We start from the raw sequence: 18,651 nt of genomic DNA on the forward strand, positions 1-18,651 counted from the left end.
GGTCCCGCCGGTCCCGGTCGGGCCTGTCCCACGACGAACGGATCCCCCATGCGGCTGCGTACCCTCGCCCGCACCGGTCTCGCGGCGGTGCTGGTGACCGCGTGCAGCAGCACGATCGAGGGCCCGGCCGGTCCCGCCGACGCTCCGGTCGTCGCGGAGGAGACCGTCTCGAGCAACCTGACGGGCCCGGAGCTGGAGGAGGCCGCGATCGACGCGCTCTCGTGGGCCGACGCCGTCCATCTCACGGACACGACCACGGACGGGGAGCCGGGCGAGTTCGACCTGCGACTCCACGGGGGCGACGTCTCCGGGAGCTTCAGTCTGCAGGGGCACACCCTGCAGGTGGTCCTGGTCGACGGGGCCTTCTACATGCAGGCACCCCAGGAGCTGTGGGCGTCCCGGGGGTTCCCCCCGGTCACGGCGGAGAGCCTGGCCGGCTCCATGGTGCTCGTCCCGGACGGAGCCGAGGAGTTCGCCGGTCTCACGCTCGCCGCGTTCGTCGAGGCGCTGCGGGCCTCGGACGTGACGTACGACGACGAGGTCACCGCGACGGAGCTCGACGGCGAGCCGGTCTGGGAGCTGACCGACTCCGAGGGCGGCGCCATGCTCGTCGCGGCCGTGGGGCAGCCCTACCCGCTCCAGATCACCAGCACGGGCGCGGCGGCCGGCGTGATGCGGCTGAGCGAGATCGGCACCGTCGCGCCGATCGAGCCCCCGGCCGCCTTCCTCGACCTGGCGGACCTCGGCGGCTGACCGGCTCCGGCGGCTTCGGGGCACCCCCGTCCGGGGGTGGCCCGGGTCACACTCGCGCGCCCACGATGGCGACCCGGCCCGATGTGCTTCGCAGTCGGCGGTGCCGGAACTCGTCCGTGTAGCACGTCCGGCGCCCCGGGGTGCCGGGGAGGAGAGCGTCGATGAAGACCAGGGCAGCCGTCCTCCGCGACGTCGGTCAGCCGTTCGAGATCACCGAGCTGGAGCTCGACGAGCCGAAGGCCGGTGAGGTGCTCATCCGTTTCGTGGCCGCGGGCCTGTGCCACTCCGACGAGCACCTGCGGCACGGCGACATCGTGCCGCGGTTCCCGATCGTCGGCGGGCACGAGGGCGCGGGGATCATCGAGCGGGTCGGACCCGGGGTGACCCGGCTCCAGCCCGGCGACCACGTCATCTGCTCGTTCCTGCCCGTCTGCGGGCACTGCCGCTGGTGCTCGACCGGCAAGTCGAACCTCTGCGACATGGGCGCCACCATCCTCGACGGGATGCTGGCCGACGGCACCTACCGGTTCCACGACGAGCAGGGCACCGACTACGGCGGCATGTGCATGCTCGGCACCTTCAGCGAGCGCGCCGTCATCAGCGAGAACTCCGCGGTCAAGGTCGACCCCGACCTGCCGCTGGACAAGGTCGTGCTCATCGGCTGCGGCGTCCCCACCGGCTGGGGCTCGGCGGTCCACGCCGCCGCGACCGAGGCCGGCGACACGATCGTCATCTACGGCATCGGCGGGATCGGCATCAACAGCGTGCAGGGCGCGGCGCTGGCCGGGGCCCGCAACGTCGTCGCCGTGGACCCGCTGCCGAACAAGCGGGAGGCGGCCGAGCAGCTGGGCGCCACGCACAGCTGCGAGACGGCCGAGGAGGCCCACGAGCTGATCCAGGAGCTCACCCGGGGCGTCGGCGCGGACAAGGCGATCATCACCGTCGGCGTCGTCGACGCCAAGGTGGTGGGCGACGCGGTGAACACGATCCGCAAGGGCGGCGTCGCCGTCATCACCGGCCTGGCCGACCCGACGAAGACCAACATCGAGCTCAACAGCGCGATGCTGACGCTGTTCGAGAAGACGGTGAAGGGCAGCCTGTTCGGCTCCGGCGACCCGTTCCACGACATCCCGAAGATGGTCGAGCTGTACCAGTCCGGTGACCTCAAGCTCGACGAGCTGATCACCCAGACCTACACGCTGGACCAGGTCAACCAGGGGTACCAGGACCTGGTCGACGGGAAGAACATCCGGGGCGTCGTCCTCTTCGACACCCCGCCGCTGGAAGGCGCACCCGCCTGATCCGTCGACGAGATCTGCACGGTCGTCGGTATCGCGCTCTGATGGTGACGACTGTGCAGATCTCGCCCAGCAGGAGAGGCAGGCCGTGACCGCCGGAACCCAGCCGCACCCGGTCATCGGCCTGCGCCGCGAGCGCGAGGTGCTCACCGTCGCGCTGCGCACCAACCGGCACGTCGTCCTGGAGGGACCGCCGGGCACGGGCAAGTCGACGCTGCTGCGGGCGATCGCGGCCGACGTCGGCCAGGAGGTCGTCTTCGTCGAGGGCAACGCCGAGCTGACCCCGGCCCGGCTGATCGGCCAGTACGACCCGGCCGCCGTCCTCGCCGGCGGCTACGTGCCCGAGAGCTTCACCGACGGACCCCTGCTGACGGCGATGCGCGGCTCCGGGCTGCTCTACCTGGAGGAGCTCAACCGGATCCCGGAGGAGACGCTCAACGTCCTCATCACGGTGCTCACCGAGGGCGAGATCACCGTGCCGCGACTGGGCCACGTGCGCGCGGCGGCGGGGTTCCGGCTCATCGCGGCGATGAACCCCTTCGACGCCATCGGCACCGCACGCGTCGGGCAGGCCATCGCCGACCGGATGTGCCGCGTCGTCCTCGGCTACCAGGACGCCGCCGGCGAGCGGTCGATCACCGGTGCCGTCACCGGCGCCCCCGCCGACCTCACCGCGCTCGCCGTCCGCCTGGTCCGGGCCACCCGCGAGCACCGCGACGTCCGGATGGGCTCCTCGGTGCGCGGCGCCATCGACCTGGTGCTGCTGCTCGGCGGCCTGCTGGAGATGCGCGGGCTGACCGGGCTGGCCGACGACGGCGCCCGCGAGACCACCCGCGACGCCGCCTACGCTGCCCTCTCCGGCCGGATCCGCATCGCCGACGGCGTGGAGCGCACCGCGGAGGCGGTCATCGACGACCTCCTGGCCGAGATCTGGCCGGAGGGCGGGCCGCCACCGGCAGAGGAGCCGCCGCCCGGGGACGGAGGAGAGCCGGGAAAAGCTGAGGGCCCGCCTGCCGCCGACCAGCAGGCGGGCCCGGAGTCCGCGTCCTCGCTGCGCCGCGACCGCCGCAGCGGCGGTGCGCGGCGGCAGACCGGCCGCCGCGAGATGGCCGCCCGGCACGAGTCCTTCGACGAGGTCAGCCCCGAGGTGGGGGAGTTCGACGAGGAGGCCTTCTCCGCCCTGATGGCGCAGGACGCCGACGCCGCGGCGGCGCTGCTGACCGACCTCGCGCTGGCCACCGACCGGGAGCTGCGCGCCGCGGCCCAGCGGGTGGCGGCGCGCGTCTTCGTCCAGGTGGGCCGCGTCGGCCGGACCCGCACCCGCGGGACCCGCCGGCTCGTCGCCGACCGACGGGGGGACGGCGACCTGGACCTCGACCGCACCCTGGACCGCTGGGACCCCGGCCGGGCGCTGGCCCCCGAGGACCTGGTCACCCGGACCTGGACCGGCGCCCGCCGCGCGGTGTGCCTGGCCGTCGACACGTCCGGCTCGATGACCGGCCTGGGGGTGGCGATCGCCGCGGTCGCCGCCGCCGGGGTGGTGCTCACCGCCGACGAGCGCCTGCAGACCAGCGTGCTGACCTTCGGCGCGCAGGTGGACGTGGTGCAGCGGCACGGGCAGCGCCGGGCACCCGAGGACCTCGTGCAGCACCTGGTGACCCTGCGGGGGCACGGGATGACCGACCTCGCGGCGGCGCTGCGGGCCGTCCGCGGTCAGCTGCTTCCCGCGGTGGCCGACGAGCGGGTCGCCGTCCTCCTGTCGGACTGCCTGCACACCACCGGGGACCCGCCGGAGACCGCGCTCGGCGGCATCGACCGGCTGCACGTCCTGTGCCCCCTGCCGACGCCGGAGGCCGAGGAGGCCGCGCGCGCCCTGGCCGCCCGGGGCGGGGGGACGGCGGAGATGGTCCGCTCGATCCGCGACCTGGGCCCGGCCCTCACCCGCCTGCTCGGCTAGGTGTGGTGACCACGACAGCTAGGGCAGCAGCCCGGCCCGCCGCGCGGCGACCACGGCCTCCAGGCGGGTGTGCGCGTCGAGCTTGGTCATCGCCGCGCTCAGATAGCTCTTCACCGTCTCCGGCCGCAGCGACAGCCGGTCGGCGGCCTCGCGGTTGCTGCAGCCCAGCGCCACCTGGGCCAGGACGTCGAGCTCGCGCGGGGAGAGGGAGACCGGCGGCGCGGTGGCGGGACCCGGCGGCGCACCGAGGGCGGCCAGCCGGCTGCACGCCTCGAGCAGGCGCAGCCGCAGGGCGTCGTCAGCGGTGTCCTGGGCGGCCTGCCGCAGGTCGGCGTGCACCGCCCGGACCTCCTCCCAGCGGGCCGGCTGGTCGTCGACCGGCGGGGCAGCCGCCACAGCCGTCATCCGTGCCACCCGCCGGTCGACCTCGTCGCGGATCGCCAGCTCCGCGGTCATCCGCCGGGCCGCGCGCGCGAGCGCGTCGCGCACCCGGTCCCCGACCGACCCGCGCTCGCGCGAGGCGGCGTAGACGACCGCCCGTGGGCGGCCGGCCACCAGCACCGGGACGGCGGCCACGGTGCACAACCCCTCGGCCAGCACCGGCCCGTCGTACTCGTGGGTGATGTCGAGGGACCCCGAGTAGTCCTCCACCCCGGCGGGCCGCCCGTCGGCGAGGACCCGCCCGCCCAGCCCCGCCCCGGCCCGGACGTCGAGGCCGCGCAGGTGCGGTGTCCGGGCGCCGATCAGCTCGCCGATCCGGATCGCCGTCCCGGCCGGGGTGGCGTGCACCGGCCCGGCGAAGACGACGCTCATACCCGACTGCGCGTGCACCTCGCGCACGGCGGTGCGGAGCACGTCGCGGTCGTCGGGGCGTGCGGCCGGAGAGGGGGACACGGCGGCTCCCATCGAGGTGACCTGGACCACATTAGTGCAGATCGGCAGGCGCGTCCGGGGGTGGTGGAGGCCCGGGTGCGCGCCCAGGATGCGGGGACGACGAGAGGGGATCCCGACGATGACCGAGAGCCCGGCCACCGCCCGGTACCGCGCTGCCCGCGACCAGCTCCTCGCCCTGAGCGGCGACCACGCGCGGGCCGTCGCGGAGTTCCGCTGGCCGGAGATCGAGGGCGAGTTCAACTGGGCGGTCGACTGGTTCGACGTGATCGCCCGCGGCGTCGACCGCCCCGGCCTGGTGATCGTCGAGGAGGACGGCGCCGAGGGCTCCTGGTCCTTCGACACCCTCGCCCGGCGCTCGGACCAGGTCGCGGGCTGGCTGCGCGAGCGGGGCGTGCGGAAGGGCGACCGCGTCGTCCTCATGCTCGGCAACCAGGTCGAGCTGTGGGAGTCGATGCTCGCGGTGATGAAGCTCGGCGCGGTGATCATGCCGACGACGACGGCGCTGGGGCCCGCGGACCTCGCCGACCGGATCGACCGCGGCGGCGCCCGTCACGTCGTCGCCAACGCGGTCGACGCCGGGAAGTTCGCCGACGTCCCCGGCGACTACGGGCGGATCGTCGTCGGCGGGGAGGTGTCCGGCTGGGCGTCCTACGCCGAGACGCACAGCGCGCCGGAGCAGCCGCCCGGCCACCCAGGCACGGTCCCTCCCGACCCGCTGCTCCTGTACTTCACCAGCGGCACGACCAGCCGGCCGAAGCTGGTCGAGCACACCCAGGTCAGCTACCCGGTCGGGCACCTGTCGACGATGTACTGGCAGGGGCTGCGGCCCGGCGACGTGCACCTCAACATCAGCTCCCCGGGCTGGGCCAAGCACGCGTGGAGCTGCTTCTTCGCGCCGTGGGCTGCCGAGGCGACCGTCTACCTCTACAACTACGCGCGCTTCGACGCCCCGGCCCTGCTCGACCGCCTCCGCCGCGCGCACGTCACCACCTTCTGCGCGCCGCCCACCGTCTGGCGGATGCTCATCCAGGCCGACCTCTCCGGCGGCGCCGGCTCGCTGCGCGAGGTCCTCGCCGCCGGGGAGCCGCTCAACCCCGAGGTCATCGAGCAGGTGCAGCGGGCGTGGGGGCTGACGCTGCGCGACGGCTACGGCCAGACCGAGACGACGGCCTCGATCGGCAACGTCCCGGGTGCGGTGGTCAAGCCCGGGTCGATGGGCCGGCCGCTGCCCGGCGTGCCCGTCGTGCTGGTCGACCCGGTCAGCGGCCAGCCCGGGGACGACGGCGAGATCTGCCTGGACCTCGCGCAGCGGCCGCTCAGCCTCATGACCGGCTACCAGGGCGACCCCGAGCGGGCGGCGGAGGCCATGGCCGGCGGCTGGTACCACACCGGTGACGTCGCGACCCGGGACGCCGAGGGCTACATCACCTACGTCGGGCGCACCGACGACGTCTTCAAGGCCAGCGACTACAAGATCAGCCCGTTCGAGCTGGAGAGCGTGCTCATCGAGCACCCGGCGGTCGTCGAAGCGGCCGTCGTCCCGGTGCCGGACCCGGTCCGCGCCGCCGTCCCCAAGGCCTACGTGACCCTGGCGCCGGGCTGGGAGCCGACCGGGGAGACGGCGCTGGCCGTGCTCCGGCACGCACGGGAGCGGCTGGCCCCCTACCTGCGCGTGCGCCGGCTGGAGTTCGCGGAGCTGCCCAAGACGATCTCCGGGAAGATCCGCCGGGTCGAGCTGCGGGAGCGCGAGGAGCAGCTGGCCCCGGCCGGCAGCCCGACCGAGTTCACGGACACCGACTTCCCCGAGCTCCGCGGTTGAGCGGAGTCGCTCGAGTGCGGAAAGAGCACTCGAGCGACTCCACTCCACGACGTCAGCGGTCGGCGTCGGTGTAGACGATCATCCCGCGGATGTTCTTGCCGTCGCGCATGTCCTGGTAGCCCTGGTTGACCTCTTCCAGGGAGTACTTCGTCGTCACCAGGCTGTCCAGGTTCAGCTGGCCCTCCTGGTAGAGCGACAGCAGCTCGGGGATGGCCGCCCGCGGCGCGAGCCCGCCGAAGATCGCGCCCTGCAGGTCCTTCTGCAGCAGGGTCAGCTCGAACAGGCTCAGCTTCACGTCGACGTTGGCCGCGTTGCCCATGCCGGTGACGACGGCGCGGCCGCCCTTGCCGGTGACGCTGAGCGCGGCGGCGATGTCCTCGCCCTGGATGTCGCCGACCGTGATGATCGTCTTCTCCGCCATCCGGCCCCAGGTCAGCTCGTTGATCGGGCCGGTGGCCTCCTCGATGCTGGCGAAGGTGTGGGTGGCGCCCATCTCCATGGCCCACTCGCGCTTCTTGGCCACCGGGTCGATGGCGAAGACCCGCTTGGCGCCGGCCGCGGCCGCGCCCTGGACGGCGTTCATGCCGACCCCGCCGACGCCCATCACGACGACGTTCTCGCCGGGCCGGACGTCGGCCACCTTCGTCGCCGAGCCCCAGCCGGTGGTCACGCCGCAGCCGACCAGCGCGGCGACCTCGAGCGGGATGTCGGGCTCGATCTTCACCACCGACGCCTGGTGCACGGTGATGTAGGGCGAGAAGGTGCCCAGCAGGCACATGGTGATGACGTCCTTGCCGCGGGCCTGCACGCGGTAGCTGCCGTCGGAGATCGACGTGCCGGCCAGCAGGTTGGCGCCGAGGTCGCAGAGGTTCTGCATCCCCTTCGAGCACGGCGGGCACTGGCCGCAAGCGGGAATGAAGGCGGTGACCACGTGGTCGCCCTCCTGCAGGCCGGTCACGCCGGGGCCCACCTTCGTCACGATGCCGGCGCCCTCGTGCCCGCCCAGGACCGGGTAGAAGGCGACCGGCGTGCCCCCGGTGACCAGGTGCTCGTCGCTGTGGCACAGCCCCGAGGCGGCGAGCTGCACCTGGACCTCGCCCTCCCGCGGGTCACCCAGCTCGATCTCCTCGATCGACCACTCCTCGCCCACGCCCCACAGCACGGCACCCTTGGTCTTCACGCGTCGTCCCCTCGTCGGCCCGCGGTCGGCGGGCGGTGTGCTGCCGGTCACGCTGTCGCCGGGGCGGGTGCGGCGCAAGCCCTGGGCCGCCGGTTGCAACGTCGTGCAGCGTCGGTGGGCAGACTGATCGCGTGTCCGGCGCTGCGGTGGTCGTGGTCGGCGCCGGGCCGGTGGGGCTGACGGCGGCGCTGCTGCTCGCCCGCCGCGGCCTGCCGGTGCTCGTCCTGGAGCGCCACCGGCAGCCCTACGCGGAGCCGCGGGCGGTGCACCTGGACGACGAGGCGCTGCGCGCGCTCTCCGACGCCGGGGTCGTCGAGGACTTCCTCCGGATCAGCCGCCCGGCGCTGGGGCTGCGCCTGCTGGACGCGCGCTCGGCGGTGCTCGCGGAGTTCGGCCGCGACCCCGGAGCCGGCCTGCACGGCTGGCCGCAGGCGTCGATGTTCCACCAGCCCGACCTGGAGGACCTGCTGCGCGCCGCCGTCGAGGCCCAGCCGCTGGTCCGCGTGGAGCGCGGCGCCGAGGTGACCGGCCTGGAGCAGCACGGCCACACGGTCACCGTGCACCTGGCGGACCGGTCCGTCACGACCTCGGCGGTGCTCGGCTGCGACGGCGCGAACAGCACGGTCCGTCGGCTGATCGGCTCGCGGATGCGCGACCTCGGTCGCCCCGCCCGCTGGCTGGTCGCCGACCTGCGCGCCGCCGACCCGCTGCCGGTGTGGCCCGGGGTGCACCAGGTCTGCGACCCCCGTCGGGCGGCGACGTTCATGCCCGTGGCCGGCGACCGCTACCGCGTCGAGGGACGGCTGGCGTCGGGGGAGGGGGCGGCGGACCTCCCGCTGGCCGGCCTGCTCGCCTCGTTCGGCGCGGACCGGGCCGAGCTCGTCCGGGTGGCGGAGTACGTCTACCGGGCGCAGGTCGCCGACCGCTGGCGGGACGGGCGGGTGCTGCTCGCCGGCGACGCCGCACACCTCACGCCGCCGTTCATCGGCCAGGGCCTCGGGCTCGGCCTGCGCGACGTCCACCAGGCGGCCTGGAAGCTCGCCGCCGTGGTCTCCGGCGAGGCCGACGAGACGCTGCTCGACACCCACCAGGCCGAGCGGGCGCCGCACGCACGGGCGCTCGTGCGGTTGGCCGTCCTCGTCGGCGCGCTCATGACCGGCGGCGGCCGGAGCGCGGCCGCCGTGCGGCGGGCGGTGCTGGCCGGGATCGACCGGATCCCCGCCGTGGCGGCGTTCGCCACCGACAGCCGCACCCCGCCCCTGCACGCCGGGCCGCTCGTGGAGCGCTCCGGCCGGGCGGGACGGCGGCTGGCGGGCACGCTGCTACCCCGCGCGACGGTCGTCGTCGCCGGCCGCACGTGCCCCGTCGACGAGGTCCTCGGTGCGGGGACGGCGACCCTGACGCGGGCTCCCGGCGGGGGGCTCGCGGTGCACGCGGGCGGACGGCGCACCCGGCTGGAGGACGTCGGGGGCGTGCTGACCACGCACCTGGGGGTGGCCCGCTCCGTCGTCGTCCGGCCCGACCGGATCATCCGGTCCGCATCCTGAGCGTGCGGCGCCGGACGACGGGTAAGGCTTCCGGTATGCAGACCGATAAGTCCCAGATCGTGGACCTCCTCCGTACCCGCGGGAACGACGACGCGGCCGACCGCGCCGACCGCGAGCTGCCCGACCAGGTCGACATCCACGAGCACGCCGGCGTCCTCGGCGAGCTCGGGGTGGACCCCATGCAGCTGGCCAGCCAGTTCGCCGGTGGCGGCGGCCTCGGGAACGTCGCCGGCACCTGATCCGGTCGGCCGGCCCGGGGCGTGGACCGCCCGGGCCGGCCGTGGTCAGCCGGCCTCGGCGATGCGGGCGATGGCCGCCAGCGTCGCGGGGATCCCCTCGTGCGCGGCCCTGACCCGGGCCTCGACCTGGGCGGCCGCGCCGTCGCCGTAGCGCTCGACGAACAGCTCCTGCCCCTCGGGCCGGAACTCCCAGGACTCGGTCAGCCGGGTGCCGCCCTCGACCGGCTCGAGGATGAACGACCAGCGCGCCACCGAGGGGCCGACCACCCACGCGAACTCGCGGCCCCGCTCGGCGGCCACCACCTCGCTGCGGGTCTCCCAGGTCCGCTCGGGCGTGACGTTGCGCCCCGTGAAGTGCGCACCCACCCGCGGCCCGTCGCCCTCGTCCCACCAGCACTCCCGGCAGATCGGGCTCCACTCGCCGGTCCGGGTCACGTCCGACACCAGGTCGTACAGCGCCTCCGGGGTCGTGCGGACGACGACCGAGTCGCTGTGGGTCAGGCTCTCCATGGCCGGATCCTCGCAGTCGCCCGGCACCCCGCATGCTGATCGGGTGAGCTACGACGTCGCCGCCGTCCGGTCCGCGTTCCCCGCCCTGCGTGCCGGAGCGGCGCACTTCGACGGGCCGGGGGGCTCGCAGGTCCCCACGCCGGTCGCCGAGGCGGTCGCCACCACGCTGACCAGCCCGATCGCGAACCGCGGGCGCATGACCCAGGCCGAGCGCAACGCCGACGACGTCGTCCTCGCCGCGCGCGCGGCTGTCGCGGACCTGGTCGGCGGTGATCCCGGTGGCGTCGTCTTCGGCCGCAGCATGACGGCGCTGACCTACGACCTCTCGCGGACGCTGGCCGCGGGATGGGGCCCCGGCGACGAGGTCGTGGTGACCCGGCTGGACCACGACGCCAACGTGCGGCCGTGGGTGCAGGCCGCGCAGGCACGAGGCGCGACGGTCCGCTGGGCAGACCTCGACCCGGAGACCGGCGAGCTCGAGCCGTCGGCCGTGGCAGCGGTGCTGTCGGAGCGCACCCGCGTCGTCGCGGTGACCGGGGCGTCGAACCTCATCGGCACCCGGCCCGACGTCCCGGCGATCACGGCCCTCGCGCACGAGGCCGGTGCGCTGGCCTTCGTCGACGGCGTCCACCTCACCGCCCACGCCCCGGTCGACGTCACCGTGCTGGGCGCCGACGTCTTCGCCTGCTCGCCGTACAAGTTCCTCGGCCCGCACCTGGGCTGCCTGGTCGCGTCCCCAGCGCTGCTGGAGACGCTGCACCCGGACAAGCTGCTGCCCTCGACCGACGCCGTCCCCGAGCGGTTCGAGCTGGGCACGCTGCCCTACGAGCTGCTCGCCGGGACGACGGCGGCGGTCGAGTTCCTCGCCGTCCTGGGCGGGGGAGACGGCGACCGGCGCGCGCGCGTCGTCGCGGGGCTGACCGCCGTCGAGGAGCACGAGGACCGGCTGCGGATCCGTCTCGAGGAGGCCCTCGCGCAGCTGCCGGGCGTCACGCTCTGGTCGCGGGCCCGGCACCGCACGCCGACCCTGCTGCTCACCGCGGCGGCGACCCCGGCGGCCGAGCTCTCCCGCGGTCTGGCCGAGCGCGACGTCAACGCCCCGGCCGGCTCCTTCTACGCGATCGAGCCCTCCCGGCGGCTCGGCCTCGGCGACGCCGGCGGCCTGCGCATCGGTCTGGCGCCGTACACCGACGACGAGGACGTCGACCGCCTCCTGGCCGGTCTCGCGGAGCTGCTCAGCGCCTGACCGGGCAACAGCGCCATTCCGCCCCGTGCAGAAGTGCGCTAGTGCCCGGTGGGGGCGGAGAGCAGTGCGGGGAAGCCCGCGGCGAGCTCGTCGAAGGCACGCCGCAGCCCGTCGGCGAGCGGCTCCCCGCCGGCGAGCCAGACCTCGAACGCCGTCGTGGCAGCGGCGCGGGTGCTCGTGGCGACCAGCCGGGGCACCAGCGCCGCGGGCGCGACGCCGGTCCGCCGGGCGACGTGCGCGGCGACCGCGTGGTCGACGTCGGCGTACCGCAGCTGCGAGTGGGCCAGCAGCGCCGGCTCCCCGAGGATGAGCCGCATCCGCTGGCGCAGGGCCGGCAGCTGCTCGGGCGGGTAGTCGTTGACCTCGAGGTAGGCGGCGCAGATGGAGGCGAGCACCGGCTGCGACGGTGCGGTCGCCGCCAGGCGGGCCTCCAGACGGGCGACGTGACCGGCGAAGTCACCCCAGACGGCGTCGGCCTTGGTCGGGAAGTAGCGGAAGAAGGTGCGCCGGCTGATCCCGGCGGCCTCGGCGATCTCGTCGGCGGTGACCCGCTCGAAGCCCTCGGCGGTGAACAGCTCCAGGGCCACCTGCTCCAGTCGGGCGCGGGTGTCGGCGCGCAGATCGGCCTGGGCGGTGGTCACCCGTCCATCCTGTACCGGCCGGTCCGTCGCGGGAACCGCCGCGCCGCCGCTTCACCCGGTGTTGCCTGTGGCACCGGGTGTCACTAGCGTGCGAGCGACCCAGGTCACCATCCCGAGGAGGCGTCATGCCCGAGCAGGCCACCGTCAGCACCGAGAACGAGAGCCCGGCCGTCGCCGAGGAGGCGCTGGTCGAGGAGACCCTCGTCGAGGAGGTCTCCATCGACGGGATGTGCGGCGTCTACTGAGCCCGGACGTGACCACCACCGAGCCCGCTGCCGTGGACCAGGACCCGCCGGCGGTCGTCTTCGACCCCGCGCTCCCCTGGCAGCGGGCCCGGTCGGTGGCGATGCGCCCCGAGCCGTTCGGCGCGCTCGTCTACCACTTCGGCAACCGCAAGCTGTCGTTCCTGAAGTCCAAGCTGCTGGTCAGCGTCGTCGAGGCGCTGGAGCACCACGAGAGCGTGCACGCCACGCTCGCCGCCTGCGCGGTCCCCGAGGCCCAGCGGCCCGCCTACGTGAAGGCGCTGGCCGACCTCAGCCGCTCGCAGATGATCGAACCCAGGGAGCTGCCCGCATGACCGCCGTCCTCCCCTCCCGCCCCGCGGCGCCCGAGCGGCCCGTCGGTGGCCGGCTGATCGACCAGTTCGAGTACGGCCTGGACGCCCCGATCTGCCTCACCTGGGAGCTCACCTACGCCTGCAACCTGGCGTGCGTGCACTGCCTGTCGTCCTCCGGCCGGCGCGACCCGCGCGAGCTCTCGACCGCCGAGGCCGAGCGGGTCATCGACGAGCTGCAGCGGATGCAGGTCTTCTACGTCAACGTCGGCGGCGGCGAGCCGACCGTGCGGCCGGACTTCTGGCACCTGCTCGACTACGCGATCGACCACCAGGTCGGCGTCAAGTTCTCCACCAACGGCATCAAGCTCGACAAGGCCCGCGCCGCGCAGCTGGCCGCGACCGACTACGTCGACGTGCAGATCTCCCTGGACGGCGCGACGGCCGAGGTCAACGACCGGGTCCGCGGCACCGGCTCCTTCGCCACCGCCACCCGCGCCCTGGAGAACCTGGCCGAGGCCGGGATGAAGGACTTCAAGGTCTCGGTCGTCGTCACCCGCGAGAACGCCGGGCAGCTCGACGACTTCAAGGCGCTCACCGACCGCTACGGCGCCCAGCTGCGGATCACCCGCTTCCGCCCCTCGGGACGCGGCGCCGACGTCTGGGACCAGCTGCACCCCACCCAGGCCCAGCAGCGCGAGCTGTACTCCTGGCTGCTCGCCAACGGCGACCAGGTGCTGACCGGCGACTCGTTCTTCCACCTGTCGGCGCTCGGGCAGTCCCTGCCGGGGCTGAACCTCTGCGGCGCCGGCCGCGTGGTCTGCCTGATCGACCCGGTCGGCGACGTCTACGCCTGCCCGTTCGCCATCCACGAGAACTTCCTCGCCGGCAACGTGCGCGACGAGGGCGGCTTCCAGCGCGTCTGGCAGACCTCGGACCTGTTCCAGGAGCTGCGCTCGCCGCAGACCGGCGGCGCGTGCACCAAGTGCGCGCACTTCGACGCCTGCCGTGGCGGCTGCATGGCCGCGAAGTTCTTCACCGGCCTGCCGCTGGACGGTCCCGACCCCGAGTGCGTGCAGGGCTACGGCGAGGCCGCCCTCGCCGCCCGGGACGCCGACCGGGTCGCCCCCAAGTCCCACATCGACCACTCGCACAGCGGCCCCGTCCGCGGCCAGCCGACGCTGCTCGGGTTCCCGTCGATCCCGGCCAAGCTGTGCGACGAGTCCCCCCTGGCGGGCATGCAGTAGCAGCCGGCAGTCCTGCGTGATCGTCCACCCCCGCCCGGCTCCGGGCGGGGGTGGACGCGTGTCCGGCCCCCGCCCTAGCGTGTGGTCCCCGTCACATCACCGAGCAGGGGGCGCTCCATGGGCAAGTTGGACGGCAAGGTCGCGTTCATCACCGGGGCGGCGCGGGGGCAGGGACGCAGCCATGCCGTCCGGCTCGCGCAGGAGGGCGCCGACGTCATCGCCGTCGACATCTGCGCCCAGATCGACACGGTGCCCTACCCGATGGCCACACCCGAGGACCTCGACCAGACCGTCCGCGAGGTCGAGGCGCTCGACCGGCGGATCGTGGCCAGCCGGGCCGACGTCCGGGACCTCGCCGCGCTCGAGCGGGCGGTCGCCGACGGGGTGGCCCAACTCGGCCGGCTGGACATCGTCCTGGCCAACGCCGGCATCGCCCCGATGGGCGGCGAGAGCAACGCCCAGCAGGAGTTCGCCGACGTCGTCGACGTCAACCTGACCGGCGTCTGGAACACGGTGCGCGCGGCGACCCCGGTGATGATCGAGCAGGGCGACGGCGGGGCGATCGTCATCACCAGCTCCACCGCCGGCCTCAAGGGCATCGGCGGGGACTCCCCCGGCGGGCAGGGCTACACCGCGGCCAAGCACGGCGTCGTCGGGCTCATGCGCACGTTCGCCAACACCCTGGCCCAGCACCGGATCCGCGTGAACACCGTCCACCCGACCGGCGTGAACACCCCGATGGTGGTCAACGACTTCATGCAGCAGTGGCTGGAGGAGGACCCGACGATCGCCGGCGCCATGACCAACCTGCTGCCGGTCGAGATGATCGAGGCCGTCGACATCAGCAACGCCATCGTCTGGCTGGTGAGCGACGACGCCCGCTACGTGACCGGGGTGACGCTGCCCGTCGACGCGGGCTTCACCGCCAAGTGACCGCCGGGGAGGACAGGCGCCGCCCGCCCTCCCCGGAGCGGGTCAGAGGTCGACGACCTCGTTCTCGCCGGAGTCGATCCGCTGACCGGTCGCCTTGGCCTTCACGAAGCTGAACGCGGTGGCCAGCCGGCCACCGGGGCTGTCCCAGTACTCCGCCGTGTCGCCGTCCACCTTCACCAGGACGACGGACGGGTCCTCGGGGCCCTGCGGCAGCCACGCCTCGACCCCGCCGTTCCACAGCTCCTTCTTCTTCGCCACGTCGTCCACGATGGTCGCCTGACCGGTCAGCGAGACCCAGGTGCCACCGGAGCCGATGCCCACGTTGACCTGCGGCGAGGTCCGGACGTGGTCCAGCCAGTCGGCGCCGCGCTCGGCGAAGAACCAGAGGTCGCCGTCGAACTCGACCTCCTGCAGCGTCATCGGCCGGCTGGTCAGCGTCCCGGTGGGCGTCGTCGTGGTGAGGAAGCCGAAGCGCTCCCCCTTGATCAGCTCGGCGACCTTGTGGGCGTCCTCGGTGCTCATGTCCTGTCCTCTCGTCGGCGGTCCTCCCGTCCCTGCCCGGCGGCCCGCCACGTGACACGCGGTGTCCCGGGGCCGCGGTACCGACAGGCATACGAGAAGATGGGCGACGGCGCGCCGCGGACGGGAATGCCGCGGGAGCCCGCCCGCTTGGGCCCGACGAGCCGGGTGCGCACGCCCCCGGGGACCGCCCCCGCACCAGGAGCGCACCCGTGACGACGACGCACGACCGGCCGGCCGCGGCCGAGGCGGCGACCGCCGCCACCCCGGCGCCGCCCGGCATGGCCCGCACCGCCCTGACGCTCGGCGCCTTCGTCGCCCTCGGGCCGCTGACGATCGACCTCTACCTGCCGGCGCTGCCGACCGTCGCCGACGACCTGATGACGACGTCGGCGGGCGTCCAGCTCACGCTCACCGGCACCCTGATCGGGATGGGCCTGGGGCAGCTGGTCCTCGGCCCGCTGTCGGACGCGCTCGGCCGTCGCGCGCCCCTGCTGGCCGGGACGGCCCTGCACGTCGTCGCCTCGCTGCTGGTCCTGGTGGCGCCGAACGTCGCCGTCCTCGGCGTGCTGCGGCTGCTGCAGGGCGTCGGGACCGCCGCCGGCATGGTGGTCGCCCTCGCCGTCATCAGCGACCTCTTCGCCGGCCGCGCCGCCGCGACGATGATCTCCCGGCTGATGCTCGTGATCGGCGCCTTCCCCGTCCTGGCACCGGCGCTGGGGGGTGAGGTGCTGAGGTACACCTCGTGGCGCGGGGTCTTCCTCATCCTGGCCGCGTACGGGTTGCTGCTGCTGGCGGTGGGGTGGTTCGTCGTCCGGGAGTCGCTGCCCCCGGAACGGCGGGTGGCCGTCGGGGTGCGCAGCACGACGGCCGGCTACCGGGCGCTCTTCCGGGACCGGGTGTTCGTCGGGCTCGTCCTGGTCGCCGGCCTGACCATCGCCGGGCTGTTCAGCTACGTCTCGGGCGCCGCGTTCGTCTACCAGGACGAGTTCGGCCTCGACGAGCAGGAGTTCGGCCTCTTCTTCGGGGCCGGTGCCGTCTGGCTGATCGCCGCCACCCAGCTCAACCCGGTGCTGCTGCGCTGGTGGTCGGCCTCGCGCGTGCTGCTGGGGGCCACCGTGGGCGGTGCCGTCGCGGGCGCGGTCCTGGTGGGCCTCGCGCTGCTGGACACCGGCAGCATCTGGGCCGTGGCGGTCCCGATGTGGGCGGTGCTGTTCGCCACCGGTCTCGGCCTGCCCAACGCGCCCGCGCTGGCACTGGCGCGGCACGGCGACACCGCCGGCACCGCCGCGGCCATGCTCGGCGCGGTGCAGTTCGTGGTCGGTGCCGCCGTCGCGCCGCTGGTCGGGGTGCTCGGGAACGACGCCCTGGCCATGGGCGCGGTCGTCGTCCTCGCGCTGGCGCTCGCCCTGGTCGTCCTGCTCGTCGTGGTGCGGCCGTGGGAGCTGCCCGATCCGGTGGACGACGACGAGGTGCTGGTCGTCGCTCACTAGGGTCGACCGGTGCGCTCCCTCGCCGCCGCGACCTGGCCGGACCTGCCCGAATCGGCGCTGCTGCTGGTCCCGCTGGGCGCGGTGGAGCAGCACGGGCCGCACCTGCCGCTGATCACCGACACCGCGGTCGCCGGTGCCGTCGCCGACGCGGCGGTCGACCGGATGGAGGCGGCGCTGCTCGCCCCGGCGCTGGCCTACGGGGCCAGCGGCGAGCACGAGGACTTCCCCGGCACCGTCTCGCTGGGCACCGAGGCGCTGACCGGGCTGCTGGTGGAGTACGGCCGCTCGGCCTGCCGGTGGGCCGGCCGGGTGCTGCTGGTCAACGGCAACGGCGGGAACCTGGACGCGCTGCGGACGGCGGGGGCGCAGCTGCGCACGGAGGGGCGGGACGTCGCCTGGTGGCCGTGCGGGGTCCCCGGTGGCGACGCCCACGCCGGCCGGACCGAGACGTCGCTCATGTTGCACGTGGAACCCGAGTGGGTGCTGGGACAGCGGGCGGAGGCCGGCGACCGGACGCCGATCGGCGAGCTGCTGCCGCGGCTGCGGGCCGAGGGCGTACGCGCGGTCAGCGAGAACGGGGTGCTCGGCGACCCGGCCGGTGCCAGCGCCGAGGAGGGTGCGGCGCACCTGGCGGCGATGGCCGACCGGCTGGTCGCCGCAGCCGCGGCCTGGCAGGTGGACCCGACCGGCCGGCTCAGGGACTGAGGTCCCACGATCAGCCTCCCTGATCGTGCGGCGTCCTCCCTCACCGCAGGACGTGAGGGAGGACGCTCGATGATCAGGTCAGCTGATCGTGGCGGGGCTCAGCCGGCGAGGGCCTCGGCGAACAGCGGGACGGCGTTGTCGAGGGCGTAGCCGACGGCGCTCACCGAGCCGGCCGAGAAGGCGTCGGCCACGGTCTTGTCCTCCAGGATGACCGCCCGGCCCTCCTGCACCGACGTGAGCGTGCCCCACAGCGGGTTCGAGGTGATCTCGCCGACCTCGACGAAGATCGGGAAGACGACGGTCAGCTCGGAGTCCAGCAGGGGCACCTGCTCGTCGCCGACCGGGATGAAGAAGGTGCCGCCGGCCTCGTCCTCGATGGCCGCCTTGTTCACGAAGCCCAGGGCCTCCATGAGGTCCACCCGGCCGTCGCCGCGCACGTAGGCGCCGAAGCCCTGCGAGGTGTAGGCGCCGACGGCGACCTCGGTCCCGGCGAACTCGGGGTGCGCGGCCGCGGCATCGGCGATCCGCTGCTCGAGGTCGTCGGCGAGCACCTGCGCCTCCTCCGCCTTGCCGAGGGCCTGACCGACGAGCTCCAGCTGCTGCTGCCAGGTGGTCATGTACGGCCCCACGCCCTCGGGCTGGCCGACCGTGGGAGCGATCTGGCTCAGCGAGTCGTACCGCTCCTGCGTCGCGTCCGAGCGGGTGTCGAGGATGAGGTCGGGCTGGAGCGCGGCGATGGCCTCCAGGTCCGGCTCCTGCGTCTCGATCATCTCCGGGGCCTCGTCGTAGGACTCCTCGACCCACTCGCCCAGCCCGTCGCCGCCGACGGCCAGCCAGTCACTGGCGCCGACCGGCTGCACGCCGAGGGCGAGCGCGGTCTCGGCGTCGGACCAGCCCAGGGCCACGACGGTCTGCGGCTCCTCCTCGATCGTCACCTCGCCGAACGCCGTCTCGATCGTCACCGGGAAGGCGCCGCCGGACGACGACCCGCCGGCCCCGGACTGCGTGTCGGTGTCGGGGTCGTCGTCCCCGCAGCCGGCGAGGACGAGGGCGGCGGCGGCCACCAGGGCGGCCACGCTGAGCGGGGATCGGGACGACATGCAGGGTCTCCTCGGGC

General features: G+C 74.4%; 19 protein-coding genes. 13 read left to right on the top strand and 6 right to left on the bottom strand.

The genetic code is table 11. From position 1 onward, the window contains the following. The first annotated feature begins 48 nt into the window (after positions 1-48). The 3 genes from DQ240_RS21905 to DQ240_RS24140 all read left to right on the top strand — a co-directional run bounded on the left by DQ240_RS21905 (position 49) and on the right by DQ240_RS24140 (position 4,008). Entirely contained in the window at positions 49-753 is a 705-nt protein-coding gene (locus tag DQ240_RS21905; protein WP_113841831.1) for a hypothetical protein, read from the top strand. 161 nt (positions 754-914) lie between these two features. Further along, a complete protein-coding gene (locus DQ240_RS21910; protein WP_113841832.1) occupies positions 915-2,054 on the top strand; it encodes an NDMA-dependent alcohol dehydrogenase in 1,140 nt (379 codons plus the stop codon). An 85-nt stretch (positions 2,055-2,139) separates the two neighbouring features. Next, positions 2,140-4,008 (top strand): AAA family ATPase, encoded by a 1,869-nt coding sequence (locus DQ240_RS24140; RefSeq protein ID WP_113841833.1) that lies wholly within the window; start codon positions 2,140-2,142, stop codon positions 4,006-4,008. 18 nt (positions 4,009-4,026) lie between these two features. Here DQ240_RS24140 and DQ240_RS24455 read toward each other — a convergent pair whose 3' ends face one another. Continuing rightward, positions 4,027-4,902, bottom strand: a complete 876-nt coding sequence (locus tag DQ240_RS24455; RefSeq protein ID WP_304551284.1) for a helix-turn-helix transcriptional regulator — start codon at positions 4,900-4,902, stop codon at positions 4,027-4,029. Positions 4,903-5,020: 118 nt separating this feature from the next. On the opposite strand from DQ240_RS24455, the gene DQ240_RS21925 reads away from it, so the two are divergent. Then, a complete protein-coding gene (locus DQ240_RS21925) occupies positions 5,021-6,721 on the top strand; it encodes an AMP-binding protein (protein ID WP_113841834.1) in 1,701 nt (566 codons plus the stop codon). 52 nt (positions 6,722-6,773) lie between these two features. Here DQ240_RS21925 and DQ240_RS21930 read toward each other — a convergent pair whose 3' ends face one another. After that, positions 6,774-7,901, bottom strand: a complete 1,128-nt coding sequence (locus DQ240_RS21930; protein WP_113841835.1) for an NDMA-dependent alcohol dehydrogenase — start codon at positions 7,899-7,901, stop codon at positions 6,774-6,776. Between the two features lie 131 nt (positions 7,902-8,032). On the opposite strand from DQ240_RS21930, the gene DQ240_RS21935 reads away from it, so the two are divergent. Together DQ240_RS21935 and DQ240_RS21940 are read left to right on the top strand one after the other, a co-directional pair. After that, complete coding sequence (locus DQ240_RS21935; RefSeq protein WP_113841836.1) at positions 8,033-9,448, top strand: bifunctional 3-(3-hydroxy-phenyl)propionate/3-hydroxycinnamic acid hydroxylase; 1,416 nt, start codon at positions 8,033-8,035, stop codon at positions 9,446-9,448. Positions 9,449-9,483: 35 nt separating this feature from the next. After that, complete coding sequence (locus DQ240_RS21940) at positions 9,484-9,687, top strand: hypothetical protein (RefSeq protein WP_113841837.1); 204 nt, start codon at positions 9,484-9,486, stop codon at positions 9,685-9,687. A 45-nt stretch (positions 9,688-9,732) separates the two neighbouring features. On the opposite strand, the gene DQ240_RS21945 is transcribed toward DQ240_RS21940, so the two are convergent. Then, positions 9,733-10,197 (bottom strand): SRPBCC family protein, encoded by a 465-nt coding sequence (locus DQ240_RS21945; protein WP_113841838.1) that lies wholly within the window; start codon positions 10,195-10,197, stop codon positions 9,733-9,735. 43 nt (positions 10,198-10,240) lie between these two features. On the opposite strand from DQ240_RS21945, the gene DQ240_RS21950 reads away from it, so the two are divergent. Further along, on the top strand, positions 10,241-11,443 hold the full coding sequence (locus tag DQ240_RS21950; protein WP_113841839.1) for a cysteine desulfurase-like protein: 1,203 nt from the start codon (positions 10,241-10,243) through the stop codon (positions 11,441-11,443). A 38-nt stretch (positions 11,444-11,481) separates the two neighbouring features. On the opposite strand, the gene mftR is transcribed toward DQ240_RS21950, so the two are convergent. After that, positions 11,482-12,084, bottom strand: coding sequence for a mycofactocin system transcriptional regulator (mftR, locus tag DQ240_RS21955; protein WP_113841840.1), 603 nt, complete (start codon positions 12,082-12,084; stop codon positions 11,482-11,484). Between the two features lie 125 nt (positions 12,085-12,209). Between mftR and mftA the strand changes: the two genes are divergently transcribed. The 4 genes from mftA (at position 12,210) to DQ240_RS21975 (ending at position 14,817) form a co-directional block, all read left to right on the top strand. Further along, entirely contained in the window at positions 12,210-12,329 is a 120-nt protein-coding gene (gene mftA / locus DQ240_RS21960) for a mycofactocin precursor MftA (RefSeq protein ID WP_113841841.1), read from the top strand. Positions 12,330-12,337: 8 nt separating this feature from the next. Next, on the top strand, positions 12,338-12,661 hold the full coding sequence (mftB, locus tag DQ240_RS21965; RefSeq protein WP_233498903.1) for a mycofactocin biosynthesis chaperone MftB: 324 nt from the start codon (positions 12,338-12,340) through the stop codon (positions 12,659-12,661). Then, on the top strand, positions 12,658-13,884 hold the full coding sequence (mftC, locus tag DQ240_RS21970; protein WP_113841842.1) for a mycofactocin radical SAM maturase: 1,227 nt from the start codon (positions 12,658-12,660) through the stop codon (positions 13,882-13,884). The genes mftB and mftC overlap by 4 nt, the downstream gene beginning before the upstream one ends. A gap of 117 nt (positions 13,885-14,001) precedes the next feature. Then, entirely contained in the window at positions 14,002-14,817 is an 816-nt protein-coding gene (locus DQ240_RS21975; RefSeq protein ID WP_113841843.1) for a mycofactocin-coupled SDR family oxidoreductase, read from the top strand. Positions 14,818-14,859: 42 nt separating this feature from the next. Here DQ240_RS21975 and DQ240_RS21980 read toward each other — a convergent pair whose 3' ends face one another. Beyond that, positions 14,860-15,339: a pyridoxamine 5'-phosphate oxidase family protein gene (locus tag DQ240_RS21980; RefSeq protein ID WP_113841844.1), complete on the bottom strand. Its 480-nt coding sequence runs from the start codon at positions 15,337-15,339 to the stop codon at positions 14,860-14,862. 209 nt (positions 15,340-15,548) lie between these two features. Here DQ240_RS21980 and DQ240_RS21985 point away from each other — a divergent pair, with 209 nt between their 5' ends. Together DQ240_RS21985 and mftE are read left to right on the top strand one after the other, a co-directional pair. Then, on the top strand, positions 15,549-16,829 hold the full coding sequence (locus DQ240_RS21985; RefSeq protein ID WP_233498904.1) for a multidrug effflux MFS transporter: 1,281 nt from the start codon (positions 15,549-15,551) through the stop codon (positions 16,827-16,829). Positions 16,830-16,838: 9 nt separating this feature from the next. Next, positions 16,839-17,534 (top strand): mycofactocin biosynthesis peptidyl-dipeptidase MftE, encoded by a 696-nt coding sequence (mftE, locus tag DQ240_RS21990; RefSeq protein ID WP_113841845.1) that lies wholly within the window; start codon positions 16,839-16,841, stop codon positions 17,532-17,534. A gap of 98 nt (positions 17,535-17,632) precedes the next feature. Here the strand turns inward: mftE and DQ240_RS21995 are convergent, their stop codons facing one another. After that, entirely contained in the window at positions 17,633-18,634 is a 1,002-nt protein-coding gene (locus DQ240_RS21995) for an iron-siderophore ABC transporter substrate-binding protein (protein WP_113841846.1), read from the bottom strand. Positions 18,635-18,651 lie beyond the last annotated feature (17 nt).

Source organism: Blastococcus sp. TF02A-26, assembly GCF_003319125.1.
Taxonomy (GTDB): Bacteria; Actinomycetota; Actinomycetes; order Mycobacteriales; family Geodermatophilaceae; genus Trujillonella.

Coding starts and splice junctions, on each gene's coding strand:
- DQ240_RS21905 (WP_113841831.1), top strand. CDS start 49: ATGCGGCTGCGTACCCTCGCCCGCACCGGTCTCGCGGCGGTGCTGGTG.
- DQ240_RS21910 (WP_113841832.1), top strand. CDS start 915: ATGAAGACCAGGGCAGCCGTCCTCCGCGACGTCGGTCAGCCGTTCGAG.
- DQ240_RS21925 (WP_113841834.1), top strand. CDS start 5,021: ATGACCGAGAGCCCGGCCACCGCCCGGTACCGCGCTGCCCGCGACCAG.
- DQ240_RS21940 (WP_113841837.1), top strand. CDS start 9,484: ATGCAGACCGATAAGTCCCAGATCGTGGACCTCCTCCGTACCCGCGGG.
- DQ240_RS21945 (WP_113841838.1), bottom strand. CDS start 10,197: ATGGAGAGCCTGACCCACAGCGACTCGGTCGTCGTCCGCACGACCCCG.
- mftA (WP_113841841.1), top strand. CDS start 12,210: ATGCCCGAGCAGGCCACCGTCAGCACCGAGAACGAGAGCCCGGCCGTC.
- mftC (WP_113841842.1), top strand. CDS start 12,658: ATGACCGCCGTCCTCCCCTCCCGCCCCGCGGCGCCCGAGCGGCCCGTC.
- DQ240_RS21975 (WP_113841843.1), top strand. CDS start 14,002: ATGGGCAAGTTGGACGGCAAGGTCGCGTTCATCACCGGGGCGGCGCGG.
- DQ240_RS21980 (WP_113841844.1), bottom strand. CDS start 15,339: ATGAGCACCGAGGACGCCCACAAGGTCGCCGAGCTGATCAAGGGGGAG.
- DQ240_RS21995 (WP_113841846.1), bottom strand. CDS start 18,634: ATGTCGTCCCGATCCCCGCTCAGCGTGGCCGCCCTGGTGGCCGCCGCC.